This window comes from Staphylococcus taiwanensis (assembly GCA_020544305.1).
In the GTDB taxonomy this organism is placed as follows: Bacteria; Bacillota; Bacilli; order Staphylococcales; family Staphylococcaceae; genus Staphylococcus; species Staphylococcus taiwanensis.
The window spans coordinates 1,502,402-1,519,519 of the sequence record CP058667.1 but is presented as its reverse complement, the minus strand read 5'-3'; the positions used below and the strand labels follow the sequence as shown (position 1 = coordinate 1,519,519).

General features: G+C 31.5%; 12 protein-coding genes. 9 read left to right on the top strand and 3 right to left on the bottom strand.

What is annotated here, in order from left to right:
- The first annotated feature begins 181 nt into the window (after positions 1-181).
- The 6 genes from parE (at position 182) to mprF (ending at position 11,324) form a co-directional block, all read left to right on the top strand.
- Positions 182-2,182, top strand: coding sequence for a DNA topoisomerase IV subunit B (gene parE, locus HYI43_07215; GenBank protein ID UDI78340.1), 2,001 nt, complete (start codon positions 182-184; stop codon positions 2,180-2,182).
- Complete coding sequence (parC, locus tag HYI43_07210; GenBank protein UDI78339.1) at positions 2,179-4,578, top strand: DNA topoisomerase IV subunit A; 2,400 nt, start codon at positions 2,179-2,181, stop codon at positions 4,576-4,578. The genes parE and parC overlap by 4 nt, the downstream gene beginning before the upstream one ends.
- Positions 4,579-4,794: 216 nt before the next feature.
- Entirely contained in the window at positions 4,795-6,252 is a 1,458-nt protein-coding gene (locus HYI43_07205) for an alanine:cation symporter family protein (protein UDI78338.1), read from the top strand.
- Between the two features lie 163 nt (positions 6,253-6,415).
- The gene (locus HYI43_07200) at positions 6,416-7,264 is read left to right on the top strand and encodes a transcription antiterminator (GenBank protein UDI78337.1); all 849 of its coding nucleotides are present in this window, start codon (positions 6,416-6,418) and stop codon (positions 7,262-7,264) included.
- 82 nt (positions 7,265-7,346) lie between these two features.
- Positions 7,347-8,576, top strand: a complete 1,230-nt coding sequence (locus HYI43_07195; protein UDI79284.1) for an AI-2E family transporter — start codon at positions 7,347-7,349, stop codon at positions 8,574-8,576.
- 225 nt (positions 8,577-8,801) lie between these two features.
- A complete protein-coding gene (gene mprF, locus HYI43_07190; GenBank protein ID UDI78336.1) occupies positions 8,802-11,324 on the top strand; it encodes a bifunctional lysylphosphatidylglycerol flippase/synthetase MprF in 2,523 nt (840 codons plus the stop codon).
- 82 nt (positions 11,325-11,406) lie between these two features.
- Here the strand turns inward: mprF and msrA are convergent, their stop codons facing one another.
- Complete coding sequence (gene msrA, locus HYI43_07185) at positions 11,407-11,922, bottom strand: peptide-methionine (S)-S-oxide reductase MsrA (GenBank protein UDI78335.1); 516 nt, start codon at positions 11,920-11,922, stop codon at positions 11,407-11,409.
- Between the two features lie 146 nt (positions 11,923-12,068).
- On the opposite strand from msrA, the gene HYI43_07180 reads away from it, so the two are divergent.
- Positions 12,069-13,046, top strand: coding sequence for an LCP family protein (locus HYI43_07180; protein UDI78334.1), 978 nt, complete (start codon positions 12,069-12,071; stop codon positions 13,044-13,046).
- Positions 13,047-13,131: 85 nt separating this feature from the next.
- Here the strand turns inward: HYI43_07180 and HYI43_07175 are convergent, their stop codons facing one another.
- The gene (locus HYI43_07175) at positions 13,132-13,320 is read right to left on the bottom strand and encodes a 4-oxalocrotonate tautomerase (protein ID UDI78333.1); all 189 of its coding nucleotides are present in this window, start codon (positions 13,318-13,320) and stop codon (positions 13,132-13,134) included.
- A gap of 151 nt (positions 13,321-13,471) precedes the next feature.
- On the opposite strand from HYI43_07175, the gene HYI43_07170 reads away from it, so the two are divergent.
- Complete coding sequence (locus HYI43_07170) at positions 13,472-14,734, top strand: Y-family DNA polymerase (GenBank protein ID UDI78332.1); 1,263 nt, start codon at positions 13,472-13,474, stop codon at positions 14,732-14,734.
- Between the two features lie 80 nt (positions 14,735-14,814).
- Here the strand turns inward: HYI43_07170 and HYI43_07165 are convergent, their stop codons facing one another.
- Positions 14,815-15,906 carry a prephenate dehydrogenase gene (locus HYI43_07165; protein UDI78331.1) on the bottom strand — a complete coding sequence of 364 codons (1,092 nt, stop codon included), beginning with the start codon at positions 15,904-15,906 and terminating at the stop codon, positions 14,815-14,817.
- Between the two features lie 150 nt (positions 15,907-16,056).
- Here HYI43_07165 and HYI43_07160 point away from each other — a divergent pair, with 150 nt between their 5' ends.
- Complete coding sequence (locus HYI43_07160; GenBank protein ID UDI78330.1) at positions 16,057-17,094, top strand: M42 family metallopeptidase; 1,038 nt, start codon at positions 16,057-16,059, stop codon at positions 17,092-17,094.
- Positions 17,095-17,118 lie beyond the last annotated feature (24 nt).

The window sequence follows — 17,118 nt, the reverse complement described above, 5'->3', positions numbered from 1 at the left end:
TAACGTGACTACATTTTACCATAATCTACGAGGTAAGAACGACTTATTTTGAAAATTTGTTATACTCTATGATGGAAATCAAGACAGTGTATAACTCATACTTGCAATTTAGACTAATTTATATAAGAATAACTATTGTATAGTTTTTTAAACGAACGTACGTTTGTAGGAGGCGAACGCATTGGCAACAAAAAATTCAAATCATTATTCAGATGATTCTATTCAAGTATTAGAAGGATTGGAAGCGGTTAGAAAGCGTCCAGGTATGTATATAGGATCTACTGATAAAAGAGGGTTACATCATTTAGTATATGAAATTGTCGATAACTCCGTTGATGAAGTTTTAAATGGTTATGGGAATGAAATTAGTGTAACCATTAATCAAGATAATAGTATTTCAATCGAAGATAATGGACGTGGGATGCCGACAGGAATGCATGCCTCTGGAAAACCAACTGTAGAAGTCATCTTCACTGTATTACATGCTGGTGGTAAATTTGGCCAAGGTGGATATAAAACTTCTGGTGGATTACATGGTGTTGGTGCGTCAGTAGTAAACGCATTAAGTGAATGGTTAGAAGTTGAGATACATAGAGATGGTAATATTTATAAACAAAGCTTTAAAGATGGTGGCGTTCCTGCGTCTGGATTAGTGAAAGCTGGCAAAACTAAGAAGACAGGTACTAAAGTTACATTTAAGCCAGACCCTGAAATTTTTAAAGCTACAACTACATTTAACTTCGATACACTTAGTGAAAGATTGCAAGAATCTGCATTCTTATTAAAAAATCTTAAAATCACTTTAACAGATTTACGTAGTGGTAAAGAACGTGAAGAAGTATACCATTATGAAGAAGGTATTAAGGAATTTGTTAGTTATATTAATGAAGGTAAGGAAACACTACATGATGTAACAACATTTACAGGTATTGCAAATCAAATTGAAGTGGATGTAGCGTTTCAATACAATGATCAATATTCAGAAAGCATTTTAAGTTTCGTAAATAATGTCCGTACAAAAGATGGTGGCACACACGAAGTTGGTTTTAAAACTGCTATGACTCGTGTGTTCAATGATTATGCACGTCGTATAAATGAATTAAAAGAAAAAGATAAAAATTTAGATGGTAATGATATTCGTGAAGGATTAACAGCAGTAATTTCTGTACGCATCCCAGAAGAATTATTACAGTTTGAAGGTCAAACTAAATCTAAATTAGGTACTTCAGAAGCTCGTAGTGCCGTCGATTCAGTTGTATCAGATAAATTACCTTACTATTTAGAAGAAAAAGGACAACTATCTAAATCACTTGTAAAAAAAGCTATTAAAGCGCAACAAGCTAGAGAAGCCGCACGTAAAGCTCGTGAGGATGCACGTTCAGGTAAGAAGAATAAACGAAAAGATACGTTGCTATCAGGTAAATTAACGCCAGCTCAAAGTAAAAATACAGATAAAAATGAATTATATCTTGTAGAGGGTGACTCTGCAGGTGGTTCGGCTAAACTTGGTCGTGACAGAAAATTTCAAGCGATTTTACCGCTTAGAGGTAAAGTTATTAATACTGAAAAAGCGCGTCTTGAAGACATTTTCAAAAATGAAGAAATTAATACAATTATTCATACAATCGGTGCTGGTGTAGGCAATGACTTCAAAATAGAAGACAGTAATTATAATCGAATCATTATTATGACCGATGCAGATACAGATGGTGCACATATCCAAGTGTTATTACTAACGTTCTTCTTTAAATATATGAAACCACTTGTACAAGCCGGTAGAGTATTTATCGCTTTACCACCACTCTACAAATTAGAAAAAGGTAAAGGCAAATCCAAACAAGTTGAATATGCTTGGACGGATGATGAACTTCAAAAACTTCAGAATAAATTAGGTAAAGGATTTATGTTGCAACGTTATAAAGGTTTAGGTGAAATGAATCCTGAACAATTATGGGAAACAACAATGAATCCTGAAACAAGAACTTTGATTCGTGTTCAAATTGAAGATGAAATGCGTTCATCTAAACGTGTTACGACGTTAATGGGAGATAAAGTTGCGCCTCGTCGTGAATGGATTGAGAGTCACGTTGAATTCGGTATGCAAGAAGATCAAAGTATATTAGATAACACTGAAGTACAGGTCTTAGAGACTGAAGAATATGCTGAGGAGGAAACAAATTGAGTGAGATAATTCAAGATTTATCACTTGAAGATGTGATAGGCGATCGTTTTGGAAGATATAGTAAATATATTATTCAAGAACGTGCGTTACCAGATGTACGTGATGGTTTGAAGCCAGTACAGCGTAGAATTTTATTCGCAATGCACAGTAGTGGAAATACGTATGATAAAAATTTCCGTAAAAGTGCGAAGACTGTCGGTGACGTAATCGGTCAGTACCATCCACATGGCGATTCTTCAGTTTATGATGCGATGGTCCGTTTAAGTCAAGATTGGAAACTACGACATGTTTTAATTGAGATGCATGGTAATAACGGTAGTATCGATAATGACCCTCCAGCAGCGATGCGTTATACTGAGGCAAAGTTGAGTCAATTATCTGAAGAACTTGTTCGAGATATTAATAAAGAAACTGTTTCATTTATTCCAAACTATGATGATACTACCTTCGAACCAATGGTGCTTCCAGCACGATTCCCTAACTTATTAGTTAATGGTTCAACAGGTATTTCGTCTGGCTATGCAACAGATATTCCTCCACATAATTTAGGCGAAGTCATTCAAGCAACCTTAAAATACATTGATAACCCTGATATTACAGTGAGTCAATTGATGAAATATATCAAAGGACCTGATTTTCCCACAGGAGGTATTATTCAAGGTATTGATGGTATTAAAAAAGCTTATGAAACTGGAAAAGGAAAAATTGTTGTACGTTCAAAAGTAGAAGAAGAGAAATTGCGAAATGGCCGTCAACAGTTGATTGTTACGGAAATACCTTATGAAGTGAATAAAAGCTCACTTGTTAAACGTATCGATGAATTACGAGCGGATAAGAAGGTAGACGGTATCGTTGAAGTGCGAGATGAAACAGATCGTACTGGTTTAAGAATTGCAATTGAGTTGAAGAAAGATGTTAACGCAGAAGCTATTAAGAACTATCTGTTTAAAAACTCAGATTTGCAAATTGCTTATAACTTTAATATGGTCGCGATTAGTGATGGTCGCCCTAAACTAATGGGGATTCGCCAAATACTTGATAGCTATATTAATCACCAAATTGAAGTAGTAGCAAATCGTACTAAGTATGATTTGAATCATGCTGAAAAACGAATGCATATCGTTGAAGGATTAATGAAAGCATTGTCAGTATTAGACGAAGTGATTGCGTTAATTCGAAATTCTAAAAATAAAAAAGATGCTAAAGATAACTTAGTTTCTGAGTTTGATTTCACTGAGGCTCAAGCAGAAGCCATTGTAATGTTGCAACTTTATCGCTTGACTAATACGGATATCGTTGCCCTTGAGAATGAACATAATGAATTAAAAGAACTTATTAAAGGTTACCACCATATTTTAGATAACCATGATGCACTTTTAGATGTTATCAAGAATGAATTGACTGATATCAGAAAACGTTTCAAAGTTGATCGTTTATCAACAATTGAAGCGGAAATAGCTGAAATTAAAATTGATAAAGAAGTAATGGTACCAAGTGAAGAAGTTATTTTAAGCACGACTCGTCATGGATATATTAAACGTACCTCTATTCGTAGTTTTAATGCGAGTGGTTTAGAAGAAATTGGTTTGAAAGATGGCGACAGTTTGCTTAAATATCAAACCGTAAATACACAAGACACTGTACTAGTATTTACAAATAAAGGTAGATATTTATTTATTCCTGTACATAAATTAGCTGACATTCGATGGAAGGAATTAGGTCAACATGTATCTCAAATAGTACCTTTAGATGATGATGAAACGATTATTGATGTTTATAATGAAAAAGACTTTAAAGGTGAATCATTCTATGTCTTAGCCACTCGAAACGGTATGATTAAGAAAAGTGGTATCACATTGTTTAAAACAACACGTTATAATAAACCACTTGTCGCTATGAAAGTTAAAGATAATGATGAGATAATTAATGTGATGCGTCTAGATGAAAATCAACTTGTAAGTGTCTTAACTCATAAAGGAATGTCATTAACATACTCTACTGAAGAGTTATCAGATACAGGTCTACGAGCTGCCGGTGTGAAATCTATTAATCTTAAAGACGAAGATTATGTTGTTATGACAGACGTAGTGAATCAAGATAGTTCAATCATTATGGCTACTCAAAGAGGAGCAATAAAACGAATTAATTATAAGATTTTACAGCAAGCTAAAAGAGCTCAAAGAGGTATTACTTTACTTAAAGAATTGAAGAAAAATCCTCATCGTATTGTTTCTGGCTATGTTGTAAGAGATGAAGAAAGATATACGATATTCTCAGAGAAACATTCTGAAACAGGTAATATTAAAGATATTCATCTGTCAGAACAGTACACAAATGGTTCGTTTATCGTTGATACTAAAGACTTCGGCGATATCATCGACATGATAATAAGTTAATCATTTGTAAATTTGTATTTTCAACTTAAACATAAAATGATAAAATTAATTTGTTATTTTAACTTTTTATAACTAATCAAGAGATTTGTATTGATTTTGTTTAGAAATTGAACGGTACATTGCTAGAATTGTGCTTCTTAATTTTTATTCAATACAATATAAATCTCTTGTAATGTATCTTAGGAAATTTATTTTAATAATGATGAGAGGGATATAATGAGCGATTTTGATAATTTAATACCCGGTTGGTTCAAGACCATCGTACAAGTTGGCAATGATTTAATTTGGTCACAATATCTTATTGGATTATTATTGACTGTTGGTTTCTTCTTTACTATAAGTTCTAAATTTGTTCAATTGCGTATGTTACCTGAAATGTTTAGAGCTTTAACAGAAAAACCAGAAACTTTAAATAGTGGAGAAAAGGGGATTTCACCTTTCCAAGCTTTTGCTATTAGTGCAGGTTCACGTGTAGGTACTGGTAATATTGCTGGTGTTGCTACAGCTATCGTTTTAGGCGGTCCAGGTGCAGTATTTTGGATGTGGGTTATCGCTTTTATAGGCGCAGCAAGTGCATTTATGGAAGCAACATTAGCTCAAATATATAAAGTACATGATAAAGAAGGTGGCTTCCGTGGGGGCCCAGCATATTACATAACTAAAGGTTTAAATCAAAAATGGTTAGGTATCTTATTCTCTATCTTGATTACAGTTACCTTTGCGTTTGTATTTAACACTGTACAGTCAAATACAATTGCAGAATCTTTAAATACGCAATATCATATTAGCCCTGTCATTACAGGAATTATTTTAGCGGTAATTACAGCTGCAATTATCTTTGGTGGTGTACGTAGTATTGCTACGTTATCTTCTTTAATCGTTCCAATTATGGCAATTATTTACATTGGTATGGTCTTAGTTATCTTATTATTAAATATTGACCAAATTGTCCCTATGATTGGTACGATTATTAAAAGTGCTTTTGGTGTTGAACAAGTTACTGGTGGTGCTGTAGGTGCCGCAATTCTTCAAGGGATTAAACGTGGTTTATTCTCAAATGAAGCTGGTATGGGTTCTGCACCAAATGCGGCTGCAACAGCGGCAGTGCCTCACCCAGTTAAACAAGGCTTAATTCAATCACTTGGTGTATTTTTTGATACGATGTTAGTGTGTACTGCTACTGCCATTATGATTTTATTATATTCTGGATTAAAATTTGGTGAAGGTGCACCACAAGGTGTGCAAGTAACACAGTCAGCATTAAATGAACACTTAGGTTCAGCAGGTGGTATATTCTTAACGATTGCAATTACCTTATTTGCATTTTCATCAGTTGTAGGTAACTATTACTACGGTCAATCAAATATTGAGTTTTTATCTACAAATAAAATTGTAATGTTTATTTTCAGATGTTTAGTTGTACTTTTAGTATTTGTAGGTTCAGTTGTTAAAACTGAAACAGTATGGAGTACTGCTGATTTGTTTATGGGATTAATGGCAATTGTAAACCTGATTTCAATTATTGGTCTTTCAAATATAGCTATAGCTGTAATGAAGGATTACCAAAAACAACGTAAAGCTGGTATGAAACCTGTATTCAAACCAGAGAATCTAGAAATTAATTTGTTTGGTATTGAAACATGGGGACGCGAAGATAGATTATCTAAAAAATAATAATATTGCATAGTGATGTAAGTTTAATTACTCATTTTAACGCCTTTCTAAGTAATGAATGTCTTATTCAAATACTTAGGAAGGCGTTTTATTATGAGAGAGAGTTCTTTTCAATTTTATTAAATAGATTTATAATCTTAATAATGAAAGAAAGGTGATTATGATGAGTGAGTATTACATTTCTAAAACTTTAAATAATAACGTCATCATATGCACTTATAATAATCAAGAGGTCATATTAATAGGAAAAGGTATAGGATTTAACAAGAAGGCTGGGATGACCTTAGACGATGATGCTTCAATAGAGAAAGTCTATAAACTAGAACATAAGCAGCAACAAGAATATTACAAATCATTGGTAGAAATAGCAGATGAAGATGTGTTGCAAGCTGTAATTGAGGCAGTTAATTACATTACGAGTACAATTTGTACTATCGATGATAAAAATCTAGTCGTAGCATTAACCGATCATATTATTTTTGCATATAAAAGATTAAAGCAAAATCAAGTTATTAGTAACCCTTTTGCGATTGAAACGCAACATTTATATAGTGAAGCATATACAATCGCCAGTCAGGTTATCGATAGATTGAATCAACGCTTAGATGTTGAGTTTCCACCTGATGAGATAGGTTTTATTGCATTGCATATTGCTTCTAACACTGATGATTTAACAATACATGAAATGTCATTGATAAATAAGTTAATCGGAAAAAGTATTTTAATTATTGAGAATGATTTAGATCATAAAGTTGATAATCAAACTGTTCAATACCAACGATTTATTAGACATATTCAATTTTTAATTCGACGATTAAATAAACAAGAATATGTATACGCACAAGATGTGTTTATTGATATGGTTAAAACGCATTATCCTAATTCTTATAATACAGCATTTAAAATTTCAAGAATGATGCAAAAGCATTTAAATGTTCCAGTTGATGATTCTGAAATCGTTTATCTAGCATTACATATTTATCACTTTGAAACGCAAATGAGTTCATCATAAAACTTAGCGAAAGCTAATGCATTTTATGGTATGATGATAATTAGCTCAAGTTTTATAAGTTAGTTAAGGTATGGTGAAAAAAATGGCAATGGAAAATAAGCAAGTTGAAGAAAAAGAAGCGAAGAAGTTTAGCTTCACTGAAACACGTTTTATGAGATTTTTAGGCGGTAAAGACTTACTATTTGCTTTAGTTTCATTAGTGCTCATTGGTATTGTTATTTTTATCTTTGATAAAGTTTCTTATATTTTCGAACCATTTATCATTGTTTTTAATACGATTGTGGCACCGATTATATTATCGCTTATTTTATTTTATTTAATTAACCCAGTCATTAATTTGATGGAACGATATAATATTCCTAGATTGCTAGGTATCATTATAGTTTTCTTATTAATTGTTGGTGGTGCTACGTTAATTGTTAATCTATTAATTCCACTGATAGGTGATCAAATTACACGTTTAGCAAATAATTTTCCTAAGTATGTAGATAAATTTAATGGTGCAATAGATAAAGTCGCACATGTATCTTTTTTATCTTCATTTTATTCTCAAATTCAAGATTCGTTAGACTCTGTGTCTAATAAAATCCCATCATTAGTATCTAACTATTTCGACGGTTTCGGAACTAAGATTAGAACATTTGCAGAAGCGTTAGTAAATGTTGGGGTAGTACTAGTCACTACACCGTTTGTTCTATTTTTCATGTTAAAAGATGGTCATAAATTTAAAGATTACTCAACTAAAATTATGCCACCTAAATTTAGAAAAGATTACCATGATTTAATTGAAAAAATGAGTGTACAAGTTGGTTCTTATATCCAAGGACAAATTATTGTATCATTCTGTATCGGTATATTACTATTCATTGGATATACTATCATTGGCTTAGACTATGGATTAGTACTAGCATGTATTGCTGCTGTTACAAGTGTTGTACCATACCTAGGACCTACGATTGCAATTTCACCAGCTATTATTATTGCATTGATCACATCACCATTAATGTTATTAAAATTAATCGTAGTGTGGACGCTTGTTCAATTTATTGAAGGACACTTTATTTCACCTAATATTATGGGTAAAACTTTAAAAATACACCCACTTACAATTATCTTTATCTTATTAAGTGCAGGTAATTTATTAGGTATTGTTGGTGTTATCTTAGGTATTCCTGGATATGCAATACTTAAAGTTTTAGTTTCACATTTATTCTTACTATTTAAACGTCGTTATAATAAATATTATGGCAACGATGCAGGTAAATATAAGATTAAAAAAGAAGAAGCGAAAGATTATACCCAAAAGGAATAAATATTGATTTATTTAAAAGTGCGATTCACGATAGTCGACAATGATTATCGTGACTTTTTTGGCTTAGCTTATAAGTTATTTAAGTCAATTGAATATGTTGGGTAATCTTTTTAATAGTGAAACATTACAATACTGTTAGTATGATATACTTCAAAGGTTATGTTCATTATGATAAAGGTATGATATATTTTAAAATAATCTAATGGTAAAGGGTCGAAGTATGAAATGACTGAAGAACTTAAAAATAGACTATTATCTATATTAAAATTTATATTTGCAGCGGCGCTTTTTATTGCTGTAGTTATTACGTTATATCATGAGTTATCTCATATTAATTTTAAACAAACATTAGAATCATTTAGTAAAATTAATCGTTGGCAATTAATAGGATTATTTATTTGCGGTGGGGCTTCAATGATTCTATTGAGTTTATATGATTTGATACTTGTTAAAGGATTGAAACTTGATATCCCATTATCAAGAGTTTTTAGAATAAGTTATATCATTAATGCATTTAATGCTATTGTTGGATTTGGTGGATTCATTGGTGCAGGTTTCAGAGCATTTATATATAAGAATTACACTTCAGATAGAAAAAAATTAGTTCATGCAATATCGATTATACTAGTATCTATGTTAACTGGTTTAAGTCTTCTATCTATTCTAGTTGTATTACATATATTTGATGCCTCACACATACTCAACAAGATTCATTGGGTAAGATGGATTTTGTACTTAGTAGCATTATTCTTACCTATATTTGTTGCTTACACTGTAATTAAACCAATTGACCAAAGCAACAAGTTTTTAGGATTATATTGTACGTTAGTATCAAGTATTGAGTGGATGGCAGCAGCTATGGTGTTATATTTATCTGCTATAGTAGTTGATATTCACGTTGCATTTACTACTGTTATTGGAATTTTTATCATTGCAGCTTTATCAGGATTAGTTAGTTTTATTCCTGGAGGATTTGGTGCTTTTGACTTAGTCGTATTACTAGGACTTAAATCACTAGGCGTACCTGAAGAAAAAGTATTATTAGCATTATTACTTTATCGTTTTGCCTATTATTTTGTACCTGTGATTATTGCACTTATTTTATCAACATTTGAATTTGGATCTTCTGCACGTAAATACTTCGAAGAATCGAAATATTTTGTACCTGCAAAAGATGTCACATCATTTTTATTCTCATATCAAAAAGATATTATTGCTAAAGTACCATCATTTGCGTTATCCATCTTAGTATTATTAACAAGCCTTATTTTCTTTATTAATAATATTACAATTATTTATGATGGCTTATATGATGCAAATCATTTTATTTATTATATTATGTTATCTATTCATACTAGTGCGTGCTTACTACTCTTTATTAATGTGAGGGGTGTTTTTAAACAAAGTAGACGCTCTATCATCTTTGTGATGGTTTCACTCATTTTAATCTTTATAGCAACTGTATACACATATGCATCCTTTATATTACTTACTTGGTTAGTTGTTATCTTTATTCTATTAATTTTAGCTTATCGTAGAGCTAGAGTAGTAAAACGACCATTTAGATTGAAAAATCTTTTATTCACCATTGTAATTAGTATTATAGTGCTATATGTTAATCATTTAGTTATTGCTGAAACGTTATATGCGCTAGATATTTATCATTTAGAAATGGACACGTCACTTTTAAAATATTATTTCTGGTTAACTATTTTAGTAGTTGTTATTCTAGTAGGTACGATTGCTTGGTTAATGGAACGACGTTTTAATAGACCGCATAAAACGGATGATTTATCACTTTGTAGAGATATCATTGAAACATATGGTGGTAATTATTTAAGTCACTTGATATACAGTGGTGATAAAGATATCTTTATGCATGAGAATAACAAGGCGTTTATCATGTATCGTTATAAGGGGAATGCACTAGTCGTTTTAGGTGATCCTATTGGAGATGTTAACGATTTTCAATCATTATTTGTTGATTTTTATAATTATGCTGAACGTTTAGGTTATGATATTATTTTCTATCAAGTATCTGATCGATTCATGCCTTTATATCATAATTTCGGTAATCAGTTCTTTAAATTGGGCGAGGAAGCAATTATTGATTTGACTCAATTTACGACATCTGGAAAAAAACGTCGTGGTTTCCGTGCTACTTTAAATAAATTTGAAGATCTTAATATTAAATTTGAAATTATTGAGCCACCATTCTCTAAAGCACTTGTCAATGAATTGAAACAAGTAAGTAATCAATGGCTAGATGGGCGCAACGAAATGCATTTTTCTGTAGGACAATTTACAGAGGATTATATAGAACAAGCACCAATAGGCATTATGAAGAATGAACAAGGAAAGATAATTGCATTCTGTACTTTAATGCCAACTTACTATAATGAAGCTATTTCTGTTGATTTAATTAGATGGTTACCAGATTTGGATTTACCACTCATGGATGGATTATATCTCCACATGTTGTTATGGGGTAAAGAAAAAGGATATAAAGCATTTAATATGGGAATGGCAACATTATCTAATGTTGGACAATTGGATTACTCTTATCCACGAGAACGTATTGCTGGGCGTGTATTCGAACATTTTAATGGTCTGTATCGATTCCAAGGCTTACGTAAATATAAAGAAAAATATAGTCCTAACTGGGAACCTAGATTTTTAGTTTATCGTAAAGATAGTTCATTGTGGTACAGTATGTTAAAAGTGATGAGAGTTATTCGTCATAAATAAAAATGAATAAATCATAAAACATTAAAATAGGCATCCCAAATCATGTATTAAAGTTGATACATATTTGAGATGCCTTGTTTATTTAAATATTCGAGTTCGGCTTATAATTTGCACGATCTCGCTGTTCTTGAGCATAACGTTCCGGATTCTTTTTATAAAAATCTTGATGATATGCTTCAGCTTTGTAGAATGTTGAAGCGGGTATTATTTTAGTTGCAATTGCTTTGTCGAAGTGAATCGTTTGTTCTAGTTGCTTAACGTAATTTTCTGCTAATCTTTTTTGATCTTCATTGGTATAAAATATAGCTGTTTTATACTGAGAACCTCTATCTTGAAATTGTCCTTCACTATCTAATGGATCAATAACAGAAAAAAAGATTTCTAATAATTTATTATATGAAAATAAAGCTACATCGTATTCAATTTTTACAGTTTCATAATGACCAGTCGTGCCACTTTTCACTTCTTCGTAGGTTGGATTGTGCTTTGTACCGCCCATATAACCAGATGTTACTGTTTCTATACCATCGAATTGATCGAAAGGCTTGGTCATACACCAAAAACAACCACCAGCAAAATATGCTGTATTTATATTCATTTATGCCACCCTTTCATTGGACCTTAGTACCATTTATTTAAAAATGACTTGATTTTTTAAAGCAAGTTCTATAATTTAATTATATATAATTATAGTATACAGATATATAATTTTGAAGATTTTTAAAAGATGTAAGGTAGGTAAATATGACAGAAGAGAAGGATAAGACATTATATAGACGACACTCAGACTCAGAAACACCTTCTAAGCGACGAAAGAAGAAGAAACTTCGTAAATTACCTTTTATAATACTGATTCTAGCGATATTACTTATTGTTGCTATTATCTATATTGTTCACGGTTATCGCAGCGGTGTTGATTACGCTGAAAGACACGCTAAAGACATTAAAGTACACAAGTTTAATGGTCCAGTTAAAAATGACGGAAAAATATCGGTTCTCGTTTTAGGTGCTGATAAAGCAAATGGTGGAAAATCACGTACCGATTCAATTATGGTCGTACAATATGACTATATACATAAAAAGATGAAAATGATGTCCGTGATGCGTGATATTTATGCTAAAATACCTGGATATCAGAATTATAAAATTAATGCTGCATATTCACTTGGAGGACCTGAACTTTTAAGACAAACTTTAAATAAGAACTTAGGCATTAATCCTGAATATTACGCAGTGATTGATTTTACTGGATTTGAAAAAATGATTGATGAATTAGAACCTAATGGTGTGCCAATTGATGTTGAAAAAGACATGTCTGAAAATATTGGTGTATCACTCAAAAAAGGTCATCATCGTTTAAATGGGAAAGAGTTACTCGGTTATGCTAGATTTAGACATGATGAAGAAGGTGACTTTGGTCGTGTAAGACGTCAACAACAAGTAATGCAAACGCTAAAGAAAGAATTAGTTACGCCAACCTCTGTTGTTAAACTACCAAAAGTTGCTGGTATTTTAAGAGGGTATATTAATACAAGCATGCCTAACTCAGCAATCTTCCAAACAGGTATTAGCTATGGTATTAGAGGAGATAAAAATGTTCAATCACTAACGATACCAATAAAAAACTCTTACCAAAATATAAATACAAATAATGATGGTAGTGCTCTTCAAATTGATGAAGAAAAAAATAAACAAGCAGTTAAAGAATTTTTAGATAATTAATATTAGGAAAGTAAAAGCGTGCTAAACTATAGCACGCTTTTTAATTTTAAAAACTATAATATTATTATGTAAACTTTAAGTATGATTATTGGTCGTCAGACTTTCTAACACCAGCAACGCCATAATGATTTTTTTGCATTTCCTCGATTATAACGTGAATGGCTTCTCTATTAGCACCAGTAGTTTTCTCTACAGCATTTGTTACCTCTGTAACTAAATTTTTTAATTGCTCATCTGAACGTCCTTCTAAGAGTTTTACATTTACGATTGGCATAATATATCCTCCTTTATTTATTAATACATCAATAGTATAGCATTTTCTTAATAAGTACTCCAAAATTAATTATGGAACATTTGTTCGTATTATACTTGAATAAGAACAAGTGTTCGTATATAATAAAAATTGCATAAGGGAGGTATCTAACATGTATGACTATCATTTATTGGAAGATAGAGATGTATTATGTATTGATCAGAAGAGTTTCTTTGCCAGTGTATCGTGTATCGAAAAAGGATTGGATCCATTAGAAACAAAGTTGGCAGTAGTTGCAGACACTAAAAGACAGGGATCTGTCGTTTTAGCAGCAACGCCTAAACTAAAAGAGATTGGTATTAAAACAGGATCAAGATTATTTGAAATCCCTCATCGTAATGATATATACATTATTAATCCAAGCATGAGAAAATATTTAGAAGTTTCGATTGAAATATCTAAAATAGCACTTAAGTATGTACCAGGAGAAGATTTACATCAATATAGTATTGACGAATTTTTTATGGATGTGACAAATAGTTATCATCGTTTCAATTCTACTGTTAAATCATTTGCTGAAAGGTTACAAAAAGAAATTGAAGATAAAACTGGAATTTATTGTACGATTGGTATTGGGTCAAACATGTTATTGAGTAAAGTTGCTATGGATATTGAAGCGAAACATACAACAAATGGAATTACGGAATGGCGTTACCATGATGTACCAAATAAAATGTGGCAGATATCACCATTGAGGGATTTTTGGGGAATAAATAAAAAAACAGAGATGAAATTAAATAAAAAAGGGATTATTACTGTCGGAGATTTAGCGCAATATCCTTATAAATATTTAAAAAGAGACTTTGGTGTATTAGGTACTGATATGCATTTACACGCTAATGGGATAGATCAAAGTAAAGTCAGAGAAAAATATCATGTTACCAATCCCTCGATTTGTAAAAGCCAAATTTTAATGCGAGATTATCGCTTCGAAGAAACTAAAGTTGTAATGCAAGAATTAATTGAAGATGTAGCGAGTAGAATAAGAGCTCGTAAACAGCTAGCACGTACGATTCATTTTTCTTTTGGTTATACAGAAGGTGGTGGCGTTCATAAACAATATACATTGACAGATGCGACTAATTTAGAACGCGATATTTATAAAGTAATTAATTATTACGCAAATCAATTATGTGATAAACAGGCATTATATCGAACGTTAAGTGTTTCATTAACGCAATTAATTAGCGAAGAAGATCGACAGCTTAATTTATTTATTGACGAATATGAAAGAAGAAGAGATGAAAAACTAGCAAAAACAATTGATTATTTACAAAATAAGTATGGTAAAGGGATTATATCAAAAGCAATTTCCTATACTGATGCTGGTACTAAACATGGACGACTAGGATTAATGGCGGGTCATAAAATGTAGAGAAATATCCTCCTAAATTCATGATGAAATGTTGTTTTAATATCTTTAAAACATAAATCATCAAATTAGGAGGATATTTTTTATAAGATATATGTTTCAAATTCACTAAGTGCTTTAATACCAAGTTCTCGATCTTGTGGCGTTTTAAAACTAATTTGTAAGGCACCTAATATGTCTTCACGTACTTCCAATATTTTTAAGTTACTTATAGAAATATTATGTAAACTTAAGATGGTTGTAACTTTGCTAATCATACCCGATTTATCTGGAATATCAACATAAAGATCATACGCAATACTAAGTGCACCTTGTTGTTTAACGGGTAATTGATCTCTAAAAGATTTAGCATTTTTAAAAAAGGAATAAATATCATTACTCTCATTTTTTTCTATTTTAGTTGAAATAGTTGCTATTTGTTGTTGTAACATATCTAAAAGTTGTAAGATATTGTCTTTATTACTCAAGGTGATATCTTTCCACATATCAGCGTTACTACTAGCAATACGAGTGATATCTCTGAAGCCACCAGCTGCTAAATGTTTAACTAAAGCATGATCATTAGAATTTGTCTCACTTAAGTGAACTAAACTCGATGCAATGATGTGAGGCACGTGACTCACTATACCTGTTACATAATCATGCTCTTGAGCAGATGTTATTATGAATTTAGCTGAAGTTGATGATAATAAATTTTGTAATTGATTAGCAGCTTCCGCATTTTGTTCCTCGTTATAAACTAAAATATAATAAGCATTTTCAAATAAATATTTTTTAGAATTTAGCACTCCTGATTTATGACTTCCTGCCATAGGGTGACCACCAACAAGATGAATATCGTGTTTTAGCAGATAGTTTTCGAAAAGTTGTATAGTTGATTTCGTACTACCTGTATCAGTAACAATTAAATTGGGACGTGTTTTATACTGTGGTAATTCTTTAAGATATGATTCAGTTTGTTTTACGGGTGTAGCATATATAATGATATCTGCTTCTTTGACACCTTCACTGTATGTTTCTACTTTTGCATCAATAATTCCAATTGATAGCGCTTTATCAAGTTGACTTTTATCAGCATCGAATGCAGATATTTTTATATCAGAATTATAAAATTTTAAGTTACTAGCTAAACTACCTCCAATTAAACCAAGTCCTACAAACAAAATATGTTGCATAATACATCACCTTGTTTCAAAATTTTCAGAATACGTATATTGTAAAGTAGTCCTTATATTTAAACAATAGTAAAATGATTGAAGTCATAGTGAATACACAGTAAATGCGATAAAATAGTATTAAATACTCATTAAAAAGGGGAGATTAGCATGACGGAAAAGGTATTAAAGACAATACAAGAGCTAACTGAAATTAATAGCCCATCAGGTAATGCGGCCAACGCAATCCATTATGTTAAAGATAAAGTTGAAAATTTAGGTTATGAAACACAATTGACGAACAAAGGTGCTTTAATTATAGAAGTTCAAGGGGCGAATCAACATCATCAAAGATGTATTACTGCACATGTGGATACACTAGGGGCAATGGTAAAAGAAATAAAAGAGGACGGGCGACTAGCAATTAGTTTGATAGGTGGCTTCACTTATCACGCAATTGAAGGTGAATATTGTGAAATACAAACGGAATCTGGTCAAACTTATACAGGCACGATTTGTTTACATGAAACAAGTGTTCATGTGTATAAAGATAATCATGAAGTGCCAAGAGATGAAGAACATATGGAAATTCGTATTGATGAAAAAACAACAAACGAACAAGAAACAAGGGATTTAGGAATTGAAGTAGGTGACTTTGTAAGCTTCGAACCTAGAACACAGATTACATCTTCAGGCTTTATTAAGTCGCGTCATTTAGATGATAAAGCGAGTGTTGCAATGATATTAGAATTACTTGAGAAACTTAAGCAAGAAAGCATTCAATTACCACACACAACTCAATTTTATATTTCAAATAATGAGGAAATTGGTTATGGTGCAAATGCTTCTATTTCAGATAAAATAATTGAATATATTGCATTTGATATGGGTGCATTAGGTGATGGACAATCGTCAGATGAATATACCGTATCAATCTGTGCTAAAGATGCATCAGGTCCATATCACAAAGAATTAAAATCTCATTTAGTAAATTTATGTAAGATTAATGATATACCGTATAAGCTAGATATCTATCCATATTATGGTTCAGATGCATCAGCAGCTTTAAAAGCTGGAGCAGATATTCGTCATGGGTTATTCGGTGCTGGTATAGAATCTTCTCATGCGCTTGAGAGAACACATATAGATTCTATCAAAGCTACTCAAGATTTATTATATGCTTATTGCTTATCACCAATTAATCTATAAATGATTATTGACAAATAAATTAGA